General features: G+C 64.1%; 15 protein-coding genes. 11 read left to right on the top strand and 4 right to left on the bottom strand.

The window, feature by feature from the left end; translation table 11 throughout:
• Window positions 1-188: 188 nt before the first annotated feature.
• Window positions 189-1,265 (bottom strand): ABC transporter substrate-binding protein, encoded by a 1,077-nt coding sequence (locus LMTR3_RS15815; RefSeq protein ID WP_065746001.1) that lies wholly within the window; start codon window positions 1,263-1,265, stop codon window positions 189-191.
• 241 nt (window positions 1,266-1,506) lie between these two features.
• Between LMTR3_RS15815 and LMTR3_RS15810 the strand changes: the two genes are divergently transcribed.
• The 7 genes from LMTR3_RS15810 to LMTR3_RS15780 all read left to right on the top strand — a co-directional run bounded on the left by LMTR3_RS15810 (window position 1,507) and on the right by LMTR3_RS15780 (window position 6,495).
• Window positions 1,507-1,896, top strand: coding sequence for a hypothetical protein (locus tag LMTR3_RS15810; protein WP_065746000.1), 390 nt, complete (start codon window positions 1,507-1,509; stop codon window positions 1,894-1,896).
• Window positions 1,897-2,019: 123 nt separating this feature from the next.
• Window positions 2,020-2,442 (top strand): phosphoribosyl-ATP diphosphatase, encoded by a 423-nt coding sequence (hisE, locus tag LMTR3_RS15805; RefSeq protein WP_065745999.1) that lies wholly within the window; start codon window positions 2,020-2,022, stop codon window positions 2,440-2,442.
• A 66-nt stretch (window positions 2,443-2,508) separates the two neighbouring features.
• Entirely contained in the window at window positions 2,509-3,090 is a 582-nt protein-coding gene (locus LMTR3_RS15800; RefSeq protein ID WP_065746021.1) for a YqaA family protein, read from the top strand.
• A gap of 39 nt (window positions 3,091-3,129) precedes the next feature.
• Window positions 3,130-3,717: a hypothetical protein gene (locus LMTR3_RS15795; protein ID WP_245319899.1), complete on the top strand. Its 588-nt coding sequence runs from the start codon at window positions 3,130-3,132 to the stop codon at window positions 3,715-3,717.
• Between the two features lie 130 nt (window positions 3,718-3,847).
• A complete protein-coding gene (locus tag LMTR3_RS15790; RefSeq protein WP_065745998.1) occupies window positions 3,848-4,816 on the top strand; it encodes an NAD(P)H-dependent flavin oxidoreductase in 969 nt (322 codons plus the stop codon).
• A 49-nt stretch (window positions 4,817-4,865) separates the two neighbouring features.
• Window positions 4,866-5,600, top strand: coding sequence for an SDR family NAD(P)-dependent oxidoreductase (locus tag LMTR3_RS15785; protein WP_065745997.1), 735 nt, complete (start codon window positions 4,866-4,868; stop codon window positions 5,598-5,600).
• Between the two features lie 121 nt (window positions 5,601-5,721).
• The gene (locus LMTR3_RS15780; protein WP_065745996.1) at window positions 5,722-6,495 is read left to right on the top strand and encodes a thioesterase family protein; all 774 of its coding nucleotides are present in this window, start codon (window positions 5,722-5,724) and stop codon (window positions 6,493-6,495) included.
• A 56-nt stretch (window positions 6,496-6,551) separates the two neighbouring features.
• Here the strand turns inward: LMTR3_RS15780 and LMTR3_RS15775 are convergent, their stop codons facing one another.
• Both LMTR3_RS15775 and LMTR3_RS15770 read right to left on the bottom strand, forming a co-directional pair.
• Entirely contained in the window at window positions 6,552-8,120 is a 1,569-nt protein-coding gene (locus tag LMTR3_RS15775) for an ABC transporter substrate-binding protein (RefSeq protein ID WP_176721914.1), read from the bottom strand.
• Window positions 8,121-8,186: 66 nt separating this feature from the next.
• Window positions 8,187-8,735 carry a hypothetical protein gene (locus LMTR3_RS15770; RefSeq protein WP_065746018.1) on the bottom strand — a complete coding sequence of 183 codons (549 nt, stop codon included), beginning with the start codon at window positions 8,733-8,735 and terminating at the stop codon, window positions 8,187-8,189.
• A 594-nt stretch (window positions 8,736-9,329) separates the two neighbouring features.
• Here LMTR3_RS15770 and minC point away from each other — a divergent pair.
• The 4 genes from minC to LMTR3_RS15750 all read left to right on the top strand — a co-directional run bounded on the left by minC (window position 9,330) and on the right by LMTR3_RS15750 (window position 11,715).
• Entirely contained in the window at window positions 9,330-10,028 is a 699-nt protein-coding gene (minC, locus tag LMTR3_RS15765; protein WP_065745995.1) for a septum site-determining protein MinC, read from the top strand.
• A gap of 19 nt (window positions 10,029-10,047) precedes the next feature.
• A complete protein-coding gene (gene minD / locus LMTR3_RS15760) occupies window positions 10,048-10,863 on the top strand; it encodes a septum site-determining protein MinD (protein WP_028348123.1) in 816 nt (271 codons plus the stop codon).
• Window positions 10,860-11,153: a cell division topological specificity factor MinE gene (gene minE, locus LMTR3_RS15755; protein ID WP_065745994.1), complete on the top strand. Its 294-nt coding sequence runs from the start codon at window positions 10,860-10,862 to the stop codon at window positions 11,151-11,153. Before minD ends, minE begins: the two co-directional genes overlap by 4 nt.
• 73 nt (window positions 11,154-11,226) lie before the next feature.
• On the top strand, window positions 11,227-11,715 hold the full coding sequence (locus LMTR3_RS15750) for a GFA family protein (protein WP_065745993.1): 489 nt from the start codon (window positions 11,227-11,229) through the stop codon (window positions 11,713-11,715).
• 179 nt (window positions 11,716-11,894) lie between these two features.
• Here LMTR3_RS15750 and LMTR3_RS15745 read toward each other — a convergent pair whose 3' ends face one another.
• Window positions 11,895-13,457 (bottom strand): AMP-binding protein, encoded by a 1,563-nt coding sequence (locus LMTR3_RS15745; protein ID WP_065745992.1) that lies wholly within the window; start codon window positions 13,455-13,457, stop codon window positions 11,895-11,897.
• Window positions 13,458-13,486: the final 29 nt, after the last annotated feature.

Here is a 13,486-nt window from a genome sequence, read left to right as displayed (position 1 = left end):
GCGGCTGGAATTGCTACTACAAGCCGCCGGGCCCAAAGACCATGCGCGACGGATGGAATCGGCTCGCCGCCACACTCGAGGGATATGCCCTTGCCACCCAACACGAAAATCCGGGAATCCCGTAGCCTTGCGGGGGAGGGTTAGGGAGAGGGGTAAGCCCAGAGCACCGGCGGAAGAGGGGCCCTCACTCAATTAATCAGCCGGCTGTTGAGCGGGGGCAGAAACTGGTCGTCGAAAATGTCTGATACCTGCGGCCGCTTCTGAAACTTGAAGTCTTCCGCGACCTGATCGATCGAGCGTTCGAAGCGTGCCGGATCGATGGCGCCGATACCGTTGCGTTTCACTTCGCTGGTCACGACGTAGTCGCGCAGGATGCTTTGCAGCCTCTCGAATTCGAGGTCCTTCGAGCCGCCGTCCATGCGATTTGCGACCTCGGTCGCGGAGCGTTCGGGGTCCTTGACCGTGAGATACAACCCGCCGATGACGGCTCGCACGAATCCTTTCACCGCCTCGGGCTTGGCGGCCGCCAGCGCCGGATTGGCGATAACAGCGAAACCGTAGGCTTCACAGCCATAGTCGGCGAATTTCAGCACCGCCAGATCGTCGGCAGGCACGCCACGGTCCTTCAGATTGATCGCCGACAGATAGGAGAATCCGGTCACGGCATCGATCTGGCCCGCCGACAGCATCGGCTCGCGCACCGCGGCACTGATGCTGCTCTGCTTCACGCTCTTGATCTTGATGCTGTTCTGGTGCGCTACCGCCGGCCACAGCCGGGCCGACAGGTCGCCTTCGGCGACGCCGAGAGTCTTGCCCTCAATGTCGGTCAACGCGCGGATGCCGCGGCTCTTGCGGGCGATGATGGCATAGGGCGCCTTGTTGAACAGCACGAACACGGCCTTGATCCTGGGGCCGCCCTGCTTGTCCTTGTCGCGCAACCGCATCAGGGCATTGATGTCGACGACGGCAAAATCGCTGGTGCCGGCCGCGACGCGCGCAATTGCGTCCGGCGATCCGCTTGCGATGTTGATCGTGACCGCAAGCGCCTCTGCGCTGAACAGGCCTCCGGCGCTGGCCATCACGAACGGTGCCGCCGCGGCATCGATCGGACGATCCAGCGAAAACTGGATTGCGAGCGGAGGCCGAGGTTCGTCGGCGGCGAGGGCGCTATTCGTCGTGAAGCCCGCAATGGCGCACAGCCCGGCAAGGAAAGCCAAGAGAGCGCTCAGGCGAGAGCGAATGGCGTTGGTCCTGATCGCACGCATCGAGATGACATCAGCAAGAGGTGGGACAAGTTGCCGCGCCGGTGATGTCGGCTTCGTGACATCGCCAACGGCAGATTAGACCTTTGGGCGAGCTATTGTGCAGCATCTAACCTGAATGGTCGATGACTGCCACGATTTTGCCAGGGATCGTTCAGCCGCCGTTCGGATTCGGGAACCTAGTATCCGTTCGGTGGTTAGCCATCGGAGGCCTGTCAGGCCAGCTCCCACGGAGGATGTCGAGATGTTTGCGCGAAAAGGTGTGTTTTCATCGATCGGCCGCGCCAGCGCGCTGGCAACGGTCGTAGCGGTGGCGCTGACGGCGGTCGAGCCGTCGAAGGCCTTTGCGGGCCCCGCGACTTCGGGCAAGGGCGTGACCGCTTCGACCGGGACCAGCGACGCGACCGATATCAGCGCCCGCCGCCGGTACTATCGCGGTGGTGGCGGCGCGGCGGCGGCAGCGGCCTTCGCCGGCATCGTCGGCACGGGACTCGCGATCGCGGCCACCCAGAACCGCCGTTACTACTATGACGACTACGGGTACTATGGCCGACCGGCCTATTACGGTAGCCCGTATTATCACCGGCCCCGCGCTTACTACTACGGCGGCGGGCCCTACTATGGCGGCTGGTAAACGCGACCGCTAAAATCGCGACCGTTAAAGATGAATCCACCGGCCGCCGCGGCCGGTGGATTTTTTCTGGTTGCAGGGGCAGCCGTTAACACGCTCGCCATGGCTTTGCATTAGGTTGGAAGAATGAGTGATTCGCTCGAACGGCTTTATCAGGCTGTTATCGCGGCCAAGGATCTCGATCCGGCGACGTCGCGCACGGCCCGGCTGTTTGAGCGCGGCCCCTCCAAGATGGCCAAGAAGCTCGCCGAGGAAGCCATCGAAGTCGCGATCGACGCCGTCAACGGCAAGACCGACGCAGTGGTCCGCGAGAGCGCCGACCTGCTCTATAACCTGACCGTGCTGTGGGCATCGGCCGGCGTAAAGCCGGAGGACGTCTGGCGCGAAATGGAGCGGCGCGAGGACCTGCTCGGCATCGCCGAGAAGCTGCCAAAGCCCGTCAAGTCGCCGAAAACGGCGCCAACCAAGCCGCTGCCCAAGGCGGTGGCAGGCCCCGCAGTCCGGCGGCGAATTGTCGCGCTGGAAGGCCGTTCCTTACGCGAGCGGTAGTAAATCCTCTCAAATTCCGTCGTTTTCCGGCATGGACAAATCCGCTCCCAGATGGTTCATGCGCCCATGCTCAAACGGACCTACGATTGGTGTATCAACGCCGCCGACAAGCCCTATGCGCTCTGGATCATGGCGGCGGTCTCGTTCGCGGAAAGCTCGTTCTTCCCGATCCCGCCCGACATCATGCTGCTGCCGATGTCGCTGGCGCAGCCGAAGAAGGCGTGGTGGTTCGCGACCGTCTGTACCATCGCATCCGTTGCCGGCGGCGTGGTCGGATACGCCATCGGTGCGTTGCTCTACGACTCGGTCGGGCACTGGCTGATCACGGTCTACGGTCTCAGTGACAAGGTCGAAACCTTCCGCGCCTCCTATGCCGAATGGGGCGCGGTGATCATCCTACTGAAGGGGCTGACGCCGATCCCCTACAAGCTCGTCACCATCACCTCCGGGTTTGCCGGCTACAACATCTGGCTGTTCATCCTGTGCTCGATCGTGGCACGCGGCGGACGGTTCTTCGTGGTCGCGGTCCTGCTCAACCGCTATGGCGACGTGATCCGGGCCGAGCTGGAAAAGCGCCTTGGCACCTGGGTGGCCATCGGTGCCATCGTCCTGGTGTTCGGCTTTTACGCCGCGTTCAAACTGGTCTAGGCTTTGCCGGCATCCCGGCTTCAGGCTACGTTTCGTTCCATGCCCGATCGAATCGGCCGTTTGATCAAGCTATTCGGGACGCAACGCGCGACCGTTGGCCTCGTTGCATCCGTGCTTGCGGTCGCTCCCGATGCTGGCTGGTCGCAAGGTGCGCCGCAGCCCTCGCTCGGCCTGCAGTCGCCGGCCGAGCAGCCGATGCCGGCGCAGCCCGAGCGGCAGGAAATTGAGCCACGGCAAGCGCCGCGCCAGGAAAATCCCGGCCTGATCAACGAAATCGGAAAACTGTTCGAGAAATCCAAGTCGCTGCTGCCGTCGCTGAAGAGCCCGGGCGCGACCATCGACGATCTCAACGCCGGCGCCAAGGGGGCCGGCGACAGCCTGTCGAACATCGCCAGGCCATCAGTCATGGTGAGCGGGCGGGCGGCGTGTCTTGTCGCGGCCAACGGCGCGCCGGACTGCAAGGCCGGCGCCGACCGGCTGTGCCAGAGCAAGGGCTACAAGGAAGGCAAGAGCCTCGATACCGACGCGGCCGAGAAATGCTCGCCGAAAGTGTTCCTGCCCGGCTACAAGCGGCAGTCGGGCGATTGCAAGACGGAAAATTACGTGACGAGGGCGCTCTGTCAGTAGTGATCGTTCCGTCATCTGGCAGCGCCAAAACGCAATACTTGACACTGGAAAGATTGCCTTGTTGGTTGGTATGACGTCTGGCATCTCTAGAGCCAAATCGTTTGCCTGAATAACCAGAGGATCGCTTCGAATGTCCATGCCCGCGCTGTTCAAGGGCCGCCTGTCGATACCCGTGATCGGGTCGCCGCTGTTCATCATCTCCGTGCCCGATCTCGTGATCGCCCAGTGCAAGGCCGGCGTGGTCGGATCGTTTCCGGCGCTGAATGCGCGGCCGGCTTCGCTGCTCGACGAATGGCTGGCGCGGATCACGGAAGAGCTCGCGGCCTACGACGAGGCGCATCCGGAGCGGCCGTCGGCGCCGTTTGCCGTGAACCAGATCGTTCACAAGTCCAACAACCGGCTCGATCACGATCTCGCGGCCTGCGAGAAGTACAAGGTGCCCATGCTGATCACCTCGCTCGGCGCGCGCGAGGATCTGAACCAGGCGGCGCACAATTGGGGCGGCATCGTCTTCCACGATGTGATCAACCAGAAATTCGCGCACAAGGCGGTCGAGAAGGGTGCCGACGGCCTGATCCTGGTTGCGGCCGGCGCCGGCGGCCATGCCGGCACGATCTCGCCGCTCGCCTTCGTCGAGGAAACGCGCGCCTGGTTCGACGGACCGATCGCGCTGTCGGGCGCGATCGCCAACGGCCGCGCCATCCGTGCGGCGCGCATTCTCGGCGCCGACTTCGCCTATATCGGCTCCGCCTTCATCGCGACCCAGGAAGCCAACGCGGTCGAAGCCTACAAGGAGATGATCACGTCGTCGTCGGCGGAAGACATCGTCTATTCGAACCTGTTCACCGGCGTGCACGGCAATTACCTCAAGCCGTCGATCGTCAAGGCCGGTCTCAATCCCGACGACCTGCCGACCTCCGATCCCTCGAAGATGAGTTTTGGCACCGATGCCTCCGGCGAGCGCGCCAAGCCGAAGGCATGGAAGGAGATCTGGGGCAGCGGTCAAGGTATTGGCGGCATCGGCAAGGTGGTGCCGGCCGCCGAGCTGATCGCGCGCTTCAAGAAGGAATATGACGAGGCGGTCGACCCCGCATTGTGAGGTGCCTTGTGGGGTCGCGCGCCGCCGTGAAGGCGACGGAGGATCGGTGATGGCCGGACAGAACCTGAGTGCGCGTGTTGCAGTGGTGACGGGCGCGTCCCGCGGTATCGGCGCGGCAGTTGCCTTGATGCTTGCCGAAGCCGGCGCCGCGGTCGCGGTCAATTATCGCGAGCGCACTGGTGATGCCGATGCCGTCGTCGCCCGGATCGAGGCCAATGGCGGCCGCGCCATCGCGGTCGGAGCCGATGTCTCGCAGGCGGCGGCCGTCGCCAGCATGGTCGAGCAGGTGGCCTCCGCGCTCGGTCCGATCGACATTCTCGTCAACAATGCCGGCCTAGCCATCGTGCGCAGCGTCGACGATCTCACCGAGGACGATTTCGACCGCACCATCGCGGTGAACCTGAAATCGGCGTTCCTGTGCACGCAGGCAGTGCTGCCGGCGATGCGGGCACGCAAATGGGGTCGCATCGTCAACATCTCGTCGGGCGCGGCGCGCGGCGCCGGCGCTATCGGCGTGCACTACAACGCCTCCAAGGCCGGCATGGAAGGATTGACGCGCGGCTACGCGGCGCGCCTCGTCAAGGAAGGCATCACCGTCAACGCGGTGGCGCCGTCGCTGATCGAGACCGACATGATGGGCGGCCGGACTGACCTCGCGCGCAACATCCCGCTCGGCCGCATGGGCCAGGCCGAGGAAGTCGCGCAAGCCGTCGCGATGGTGCTCGGCAACAGCTACATGACCGGGCAGACCATCGTCCTCAATGGCGGCATGGCGTTCATTTGACGCGCCGCCTTGCTCGCGGTCTCCGGCGAATGGCGCACGGTGCCCTGTCCGCCGCGGGCTCGACTCGTTCCGCCGAAGCAGGCAAGAAGCTCGTCCCTTGATCGACAGGACTTCTCATTCAATGGACGGCATTTTTCGCGTTGACGGCAACGACGTCGTCACCAGCCCCTTTGCGGCAGGCCCATGGGACCCGAGCATGCAGCACGGCTCGCCGCCGGCGGCGCTGGTGGTGTGGGCGGCGGAGCGGATTCCGACGCCGGTCGCGATGCGGGTTGCGCGCGTGACCGTGGACCTGATGCGTCCCGTGCCGGTGGCGCCGTTGACCATCGAGAGCGAAGTCTTGCGCGAGGGCCGCAAGATCCAGCTCTGCGCGGTCAGGCTACTGGCTAAAGGCGTAGTCGTGGTCGGCGCGACCGTGCTGAAGATCAAGGTGCAGGCCCAGGAATTGCCGCTAGAGGCCGCGATCCTGCCGGTCGAGCTACCGGGCCCGGATCGATCGCGCGTCGAGCCTGCGGATTTTTCCTCCAGCCCGTTCGTATCAGGTATGTCGCTGCGCGCCGCGCGCGGCCGCTTCGGCGAGCCCGGTCCCGGCGCGATCTGGTATCGCGTCGACCGGCCGATCGTGGAAGGCGCAGCCGTTTCGCAGGCGATGCGGGCGATGGCGGCGGCGGATTTCTGCAACGGCACCTCGGCGGTGCTGGATTTCCGCGCGTGGACGTTTCTCAACGCCGACCTGACGGTGAATTTTGCGCGTGAGCCGGTCGGCGACTGGATCCTACTCGATGCCGAGTCCTGGATCGGTCCCGACGGCGCGGGGCTCGCCATGGCGAGGCTCGCCGACGAGCGCGGCTATTTCGGCCGCGCCATCCAGAGCCTTGTCATCGAGAAGCGCTGAGCGCGCCGTCAGAGGGGCATGGTGAAGCCGCGATCACAGGGATCGCGGCTTCCCGATCATTCGAGATCGAGCGGCTGATAACGCCCGCTTTCATCGAGTGCGGTGCCCCAGATCTTGTGCGAGGCCTGGTGCTCGGAACGGCCGAAGCCGAGCGACGTCCCGAGACCGAGGTCGAGATTGCGCATGGTCTCCAGCGTGTCGATCAGCTTCTCGGTGTCGAGCTGTGGCCCGGCCCGCTTGATGCCCTGGATCAGGACGTTGGCGGCGACATAGCCCTCGAGCGACACATAGTCGGGCGCCTCTCCGGGGAAGTATTTGGCGAGCGCGTTCTTGTATTCGAGCACGGCCGACGAATAACCCGACACTGCCGGCACCACCTGCGTCACGATCACGCCGTTCGTGTAACGCGGTCCCAGCAGCTTCAGTTCTTCGGCAAGCGCGGTAGAGCCGACGAACGAGACATTGGTGTAGATCATGCCGGGAAAGAGATCGCGGGTCTTCTCGATGAACCTTGCCGCGGCCCGATAGGTAGGCACCATGACGACGGCCTTGATCGGCGGCTTTGCGACCTTCAACTGGCTGATCGCATCTTCCACATCCACGGTGTTTCGCGCGTAGTTGAGTCGCAGGATGCCGCTATCGTTGAGGCCCATCGCACGAAACGCCTTCGCGACTCCCGCAAATCCGGCGTCGCCGTAGGAATCCTGCTGGGCGAAGACCGCGATCTGCTTCGGCGGTATGCGGCGTATCTTGACGAGGTAGCGAACGACGGCGTCGGTTTCCTCGGCATAGCTGGCGCGATAGTTGAAGACATAGCGATCCGGCGGATCGTTGCGCAGGATGTTGGCGCCGGTGAAGGCCCCGAAGAACAGCATCCGGCGTTCGAGCGCGTAGGGGATCGCCACCACCGCAGTCGGGGTGCCGACATTGCCGACGATGCCGAACACCTGGTCCTTTTCATAGAGCTGCTTCATCGCTTCGGCGGTGCGCGAAGGCTCGTAGCCGTCGTCGGCGGCGTACAGTTTGAGCATTCGCCCGTCGACGCCCCCGGCATCGTTGATCCGGTTGAAGGCGGTTTCGATGCCGAGCTTCATCTGGCGTCCCAGCTCGCGGGCCGAGCCGGAGAAGGCGGCTGCGATGCCGAAGCGGATTTCCTTTTCACCGATGCCGCGCGGCAGCGGTCCGGTCGGGACCGGGGCCGTCGGCGCGGTTGCCGCGTTCGCGGCCGTGGCCGCGGCGGCCGGCGACGGGCCGATGACGCTGGAAAGACTGGGGCCCGAGATCGAGCGTTCGAGATCGGCAAGCTGACGATCGGCCCGGATGCAATCGATTTTGCCCGAGCTAACGGCGGCGCGGCCGTCGGCCACGCTGCGATCGAACGTCTGGGTGAGATCAGAACGCTCTGCCTCGTTCGACGAGGCCTCCCGGATAACCTGTGAAAACTTGTCGACGATGGTCTGGATGCGGGGACGCGCAATGTCTCGGCAGGCCTGGGCCGAGCCGATCACGGGGCCGACGCGGCCGGCAAGGTCGCGCACGATCGCAATGTCGCCGGCAGCCTGGGCGCTGCCTGCGATTCCGAAGAGTACGGCCCCGACCAACAAGGCGATGCGGTGCGAGGTCATGGCAAACTCCTTGAGAACAAGATGGCGGAAAGTCGGTTCTCAGGCATTGTCATTCCTCCATCTGGATCATGGGTTGGCGCGTTGTGGCGTCGCCGGATCCGGCTTCTCTTGCCACTGCATGAATTGCTTGAGCAACGGGGACTGCTCGGACGCAGGCGGAGCGCCCGGTGGCGTGGAGGCGAGAAGGGCCTGGAATTCGTTGATGGCAGGCTTTGGCGAAGCCTCTCCGGATTGGAACAGGGCAGCCTTGATCGACTGCACGATTCCGGAGGACGCCGACGGCTCACCGTCGCTCTGCCGCGACCCCGGCACGACGACCACGAAGAACAGCGCCACGAGAGCCGAGACGCCGATCGCGGCACCAAAGCGCGCTGCGACGCTCCACAACGCCTTCTTCGATTCCAGTCGAGGTTCGCGCATGATCTCGGGATCGAGGGGATGACGCAGCGCATCGGATACGGCGCTCTCGAGCTGGGAATCGAACGACGCCGGAGAGAACGGTGTCGTTGCGGGGCTGGCGTCGCGCATCGAAGCCGACCGCTCACGTAGCGAGCGCGGCGCGTAGTACAGGGGATCGCGGGGATTGATGTGGTCCTGCTCACTCACACTACTCATACCCTTACTCCTCATGTCGCTTGGCGGATTGACCGGCGGATTGCTCGGCGGCGAAACGGCTGCGGACGTACCGGTCAGGAGTTCCAGATCGCGGAAGAGGCGCGCGGAATCATCGACGTCCGCTTTCTGTCCGCTATCGAGCTTGCTTGGAAGATTTGAATCAAGGTGTGAGGCGCCGTCCCTGCGTCCGACGACACCCGCCTGCGAGATCGAATCTCGCGACCACACAACGCTCACGGCTTCCACTGCCTCGTCCCCTGCCGGCAAATGTTCCGTCTGTCCGACGGATTGAGCTGCCAGACCGCAGAGATCCGCCAGCACACATAGGTTTGTTGGAGCCGGGCGAGGACTAATTTAGGTCGGAAACGTGACGAAAGTAAGTTGAGCTCGCGTTAACTACAACTCACGTGACCCCTGTTTTCATAGGCCTTTGCGCACGTTCCGCACGATAAGCAGCATGAATCAGCCACAAATGCGCCGGATTCGCCGCCGGATTCGCTGTTTTCTGCGCGTAGCGCGGGTTGTCACATTAATTACTCGTTAACCAAGTTCGTCGATTGTTAACCATTCAATAAGAAAGGCGAGTCGAACATCATGGACGTCCGAGCGGATCCCACGCGTCAACTGGTCCGGCTGCGCGGCCGGTCCTATGTCGCGTTCGTATTCAGCCCTGTCGTGCCGATCGTGGAATGGCTCGCCGAGATCGACGCCACGCTGGCCCGCTCGCCCGGATACTTCGTCGGCAAGCCGATTGTGCTCGATCTCTCAGCCGTCGACCTCTCAAGCTCCGCCATCGCCCATCTCGTCGGTAGTCTCAACGAGCGCAACATCCGCGTCCTCGGCATCGAGGGAGTGGAGGAAGACCGCCTCGCGGCGAACATGCCGCCCTTGCTGACCGGCGGCCGTGCCTGCGTGATCACGCGAAACGAGCCGACGCAGAAGCCGGAGCCCGAGCCGAAGAAGCCGACCTCGCTGCTGCTGGAAAACCCGGTACGTTCGGGCCAGTCCATCGTCTTCATGGAAGGCGATGTCACGGTTTTGGGCTCGGTCGGGTCGGGCGCGGAGATCGTCGCCGGCGGATCGATCCACATCTACGGCACGCTGCGCGGCCGCGCGATGGCCGGCGTCAACGGCAATTCGGCCGCACGGATCTATTGTCAGAGAATCGAGGCCGAGTTGCTGGCGATCGATGGCTACTACCAGACCGCAGAAGAGATCGACGTCGCGATCCGCAACCGCCCGGCGCAAGCCTGGCTGGAGGGCGACACCATGAAAATTACCCCGCTGAATTAACCGGCTAAGGAGATCAAGTATGGCCAAGGTCCTGGTCGTTACCTCGGGCAAGGGAGGCGTTGGAAAAACCACCTCGACGGCCGCGCTCGGTGCGGCGCTTGCGCAAAGCGGGCAAAGCGTCGTTGTCGTCGATTTCGATGTCGGCCTGCGCAACCTCGATCTGGTGATGGGCGCCGAACGCCGCGTGGTGTTCGACCTCATCAACGTGGTGCAGGGTGTCGCCAAGCTGCCGCAGGCCCTGATCCGCGACAAGCGGCTGGAAAATCTCTGGCTGCTGCCGGCCTCACAGACCCGCGACAAGGATGCGCTGACTGATGAGGGCGTCGGCCGCGTTATCGCCGAGCTCAGGAGCCGGTTCGACTGGATTCTGTGCGACAGCCCGGCCGGCATCGAGCGCGGTGCGACGCTCGCCATGCGCTATGCCGACGAAGCCGTCATCGTCACCAATCCCGAAGTGTCCTCGGTGCGCGACTCCGACCGCATCATCGGCATGCTCGATTCGAAGACGGTGAGGGCGGAGCGCGGCGAGCGGGTGGAAAAGCATGTGCTGATCACCCGATACGATCCGGCGCGTGCGGCGCGCGGCGAGATGCTCAACATCGACGATATCCTGGAAATCCTCGCGACGCCTCTGCTCGGCATCATTCCCGAGAGCCAGGATGTCCTGAAGGCGTCCAACGTCGGCACGCCGGTGACGCTCAACAATGCCGAGAGCGCGCCGGCTCGCGCCTATATCGACGCGTCGCGCCGCCTGATGGGCGAGGAAGTCGCGATGGTCGTGCCGGCCGAGCGCAAGGGCTTCATGAACCGGCTGCTGGGACGGAGGGCTGCATGAGCTTGAACTTGCTGCGGCTGTTTAGCGGCCGCAATGCATCCGCCCCCGTGGCGCGGGAGCGGCTGCAGATCTTGCTGGCGCATGAGCGCGGGCTGCTCGGTCAGTCCGACTTGCTGGCCACGCTGCGGGAGGAAATTCTCGCGGTGGTGTCGAAGCACGTGGCGCTCGATCCCGACAAGGTGATGGTCAAGCTGGAGCGCGGTAAGACGGTGTCGACACTCGAAGTCGATATCGAAGTGCCCAATAATTTCGACAAGAAGGCTCCCGCCGAACGGCGCATGGCCGGCTGAGGGTCGACGCCGATGAGGTTGCGCGGGGGGCGGCTTCACGCTTAAGATTGCACCGTCTAGCTTCGGTCCGACCATGAATTCGGTGCAGCCCGTTCTTCCAATGACCGGCGGATGTTCGTGCGGCGCGATCCGCTACGAGATATCGTCGTTTCCGCTGCTGCTCTACACCTGCAATTGCACGGATTGCCAAACCGCGTCGGGCAGCGCCTTTGCGCTCAACATGCCAGTGGCGACCAAGGACTTTCATCTGCTGAAGGGCGAACCGAAGGGATGGCGCCGTCCGTCTCCGACCGGTGCCGACGTCACATCCTGGTTCTGCCGAGATTGTGGCGGTCGAATCTACGGTGAACGCGCGGGACGCCCGGAATCCATCAACATTCGTGCGGGGACACTCGACGAGACCAGATGGTTGAACCCGGCTGCCCACATGTTCATGCGAAGCGCACAGGCTTGGATCCAACCGGCGGCCAATGCCGAATGCCACGAGATCGGGCCAAGCGATTTCCGGCCGCTCGCTGAAAAGTGGCGGGCGATGTGGCCGGAATTCTTTCCGCAGACATAGCTCTCGTGTCCCGGATGCTGCGCAGCGCGCCACCCTTGCGCGGTGCGCTGCTGATCCGGGACCCAGCAAGCGGCTCGTTTGTGGCTGGGTCCGGCGCTGCGGAGCAGCGCTACCGGACGATGCTTCGCATCGCCTAGGCTGCACCGCGTCCGGGACACGATCCCTTCGCTGCGGGAGCGCTACCCCACCATCCGCTCGCGGCCGGCCCAGAAGCCTGCCTTCAGCACCTTCTTGTCGACCTTGCCGACGCCGGTCATCGGCAACTCGCTAACGAACTCGATGTGCTTGGGCGCGTGCGCCGAGCCCTTCTTCGCCTTCACGAGGTTGATCAGCTCGTCCGGATTCGGTCGCGCCCCTTCGCGGGCGACGATCACGGCGGTGACGGCCTCGCCCCATTTGTCGTCGGGTACGCCGACCACGGCGACCATGGCGACGTCGGCATGTTGCGACAACACATCCTCGACCTCGCGCGGAAAGATGTTGAAGCCGCCGGAGACGATCATGTCCTTCTTGCGGTCGAGGATGAACAGGTAGCCGCGTTCGTCCGATCGCGCGATGTCGCCGGTGTGCAGCCAGCCGTTCTTCAGCGTCTCCGCGGTCGTGTCGGGCCGTTTCCAGTACTCGGCCATCACATGCGTGCCGCGCACGCAGATCTCGCCGGCCTCGCCGGTTGCGACTTCCTGGTCGTCATTGTCGAGGATCTTCACCTGGCAAGCGGCGATCGGGAATCCGCAGGACAGGAACAGCTCCGGCGTCCTGGGATCGTGGTCGGCCTTGCGCAGCACGGATACCGGATAACATTCGGTCTGGCCGTAGAGCTGCGAGAACACCGGCCCGATCCGCCCGATGCCCTCGACCAGCCGGCTCGGCGACATCGCAGACGCGCCGTACAGCAAGAGTTCGAGCGAGGAGAGGTCGGTCTTGTCGAGCGAGGGGTGATCCAGAATGACGTAGATCATCGTCGGCACGAACAGCGTGAAATTGATCTTCTCGCGCTCGATGGTCTCGAATACGGCTGCGGGATCAAAGCCTTTCAGCATGTGTACGGTGCCGCCGCGCATCAGCGTCGGCAGCACTTTTGTCCCCGCGACATGGCTGATCGGTGCAACCGTCAGGTAGCGCGGGGTATCAGGAATTTCAAAGTCAGCGAGGATCGCGCTGGCAAACCCGCCATATTCGCGGTGATAGCGGAGCGCGCCCTTGGATTTTCCCGTGGTGCCGCCGGTGTAATTGAGCGTGGCGATGTCGTCGGGTCCGGCAAAGCTGCGCGCCGTGGCGCTGCCGGCGGCTTCAATCGCCTGCAAGAGGTCGGCGCCGTAACCGGCGGGGCTGAGCGTGAACACCGTCTTTACCCCGGCCGCCTTGGCCGCGAGTTCGCCGCCGCGGTCGCGGAAGGTAACCCCGTCGACCACCAGCATCTGCGCTTCGGAATCCTCGAGCTGAAACAGTTGGTCGTCCAGCGAACCCAGTGGATGCAGCCAGGTGATCGCCAATCGCGAGAGCTGCGCGGCGACGCCGGCGCACCAGGCGTCGGCGCGGTTGGCGGTGAGAAACGCGACGCGGCTGCCGGGCTGAAAGCCCAGCTTCATGAACACGGCCTGTATGCGCCCGATCATGTCGGTCGCGCCGCGATAGGTGAGCGATCCGCCCGGCCAGGCGAACGCCGTGCGCTCCGGGTAGCGCGCCAGCGCCAGCAACGTCTGCTCGCATGCCGCCGGAAACGCGTAGAGCGGATTGCCCATCTTTATTCCTCCTGCTTGTTTTGTAATTG

Origin of the sequence: Bradyrhizobium sp. LMTR 3 (assembly GCF_001693485.1) — a bacterium.
Taxonomy (GTDB): Bacteria; Pseudomonadota; Alphaproteobacteria; order Rhizobiales; family Xanthobacteraceae; genus Bradyrhizobium.
This window is presented reverse-complemented; position numbering and strand designations above follow the sequence as displayed.

Bases quoted from the DNA above. Each gene is read 5' to 3' on its own strand.
- LMTR3_RS15790 (WP_065745998.1), top strand. From the start codon at position 3,848: ATGTCCATGCCCGCGCTGTTCAAGGGCCGCCTGTCGATACCCGTGATC.
- minD (WP_028348123.1), top strand. From the start codon at position 10,048: ATGGCCAAGGTCCTGGTCGTTACCTCGGGCAAGGGAGGCGTTGGAAAA.
- LMTR3_RS15750 (WP_065745993.1), top strand. From the start codon at position 11,227: ATGAATTCGGTGCAGCCCGTTCTTCCAATGACCGGCGGATGTTCGTGC.
- minC (WP_065745995.1), top strand. From the start codon at position 9,330: ATGGACGTCCGAGCGGATCCCACGCGTCAACTGGTCCGGCTGCGCGGC.
- LMTR3_RS15785 (WP_065745997.1), top strand. From the start codon at position 4,866: ATGGCCGGACAGAACCTGAGTGCGCGTGTTGCAGTGGTGACGGGCGCG.
- LMTR3_RS15775 (WP_176721914.1), bottom strand. From the start codon at position 8,120: ATGACCTCGCACCGCATCGCCTTGTTGGTCGGGGCCGTACTCTTCGGA.
- LMTR3_RS15800 (WP_065746021.1), top strand. From the start codon at position 2,509: ATGCTCAAACGGACCTACGATTGGTGTATCAACGCCGCCGACAAGCCC.
- hisE (WP_065745999.1), top strand. From the start codon at position 2,020: ATGAGTGATTCGCTCGAACGGCTTTATCAGGCTGTTATCGCGGCCAAG.
- LMTR3_RS15810 (WP_065746000.1), top strand. From the start codon at position 1,507: ATGTTTGCGCGAAAAGGTGTGTTTTCATCGATCGGCCGCGCCAGCGCG.
- LMTR3_RS15770 (WP_065746018.1), bottom strand. From the start codon at position 8,735: ATGAGTAGTGTGAGTGAGCAGGACCACATCAATCCCCGCGATCCCCTG.
- minE (WP_065745994.1), top strand. From the start codon at position 10,860: ATGAGCTTGAACTTGCTGCGGCTGTTTAGCGGCCGCAATGCATCCGCC.
- LMTR3_RS15795 (WP_245319899.1), top strand. From the start codon at position 3,130: ATGCCCGATCGAATCGGCCGTTTGATCAAGCTATTCGGGACGCAACGC.
- LMTR3_RS15815 (WP_065746001.1), bottom strand. From the start codon at position 1,265: ATGCGTGCGATCAGGACCAACGCCATTCGCTCTCGCCTGAGCGCTCTC.
- LMTR3_RS15780 (WP_065745996.1), top strand. From the start codon at position 5,722: ATGGACGGCATTTTTCGCGTTGACGGCAACGACGTCGTCACCAGCCCC.
- LMTR3_RS15745 (WP_065745992.1), bottom strand. From the start codon at position 13,457: ATGGGCAATCCGCTCTACGCGTTTCCGGCGGCATGCGAGCAGACGTTG.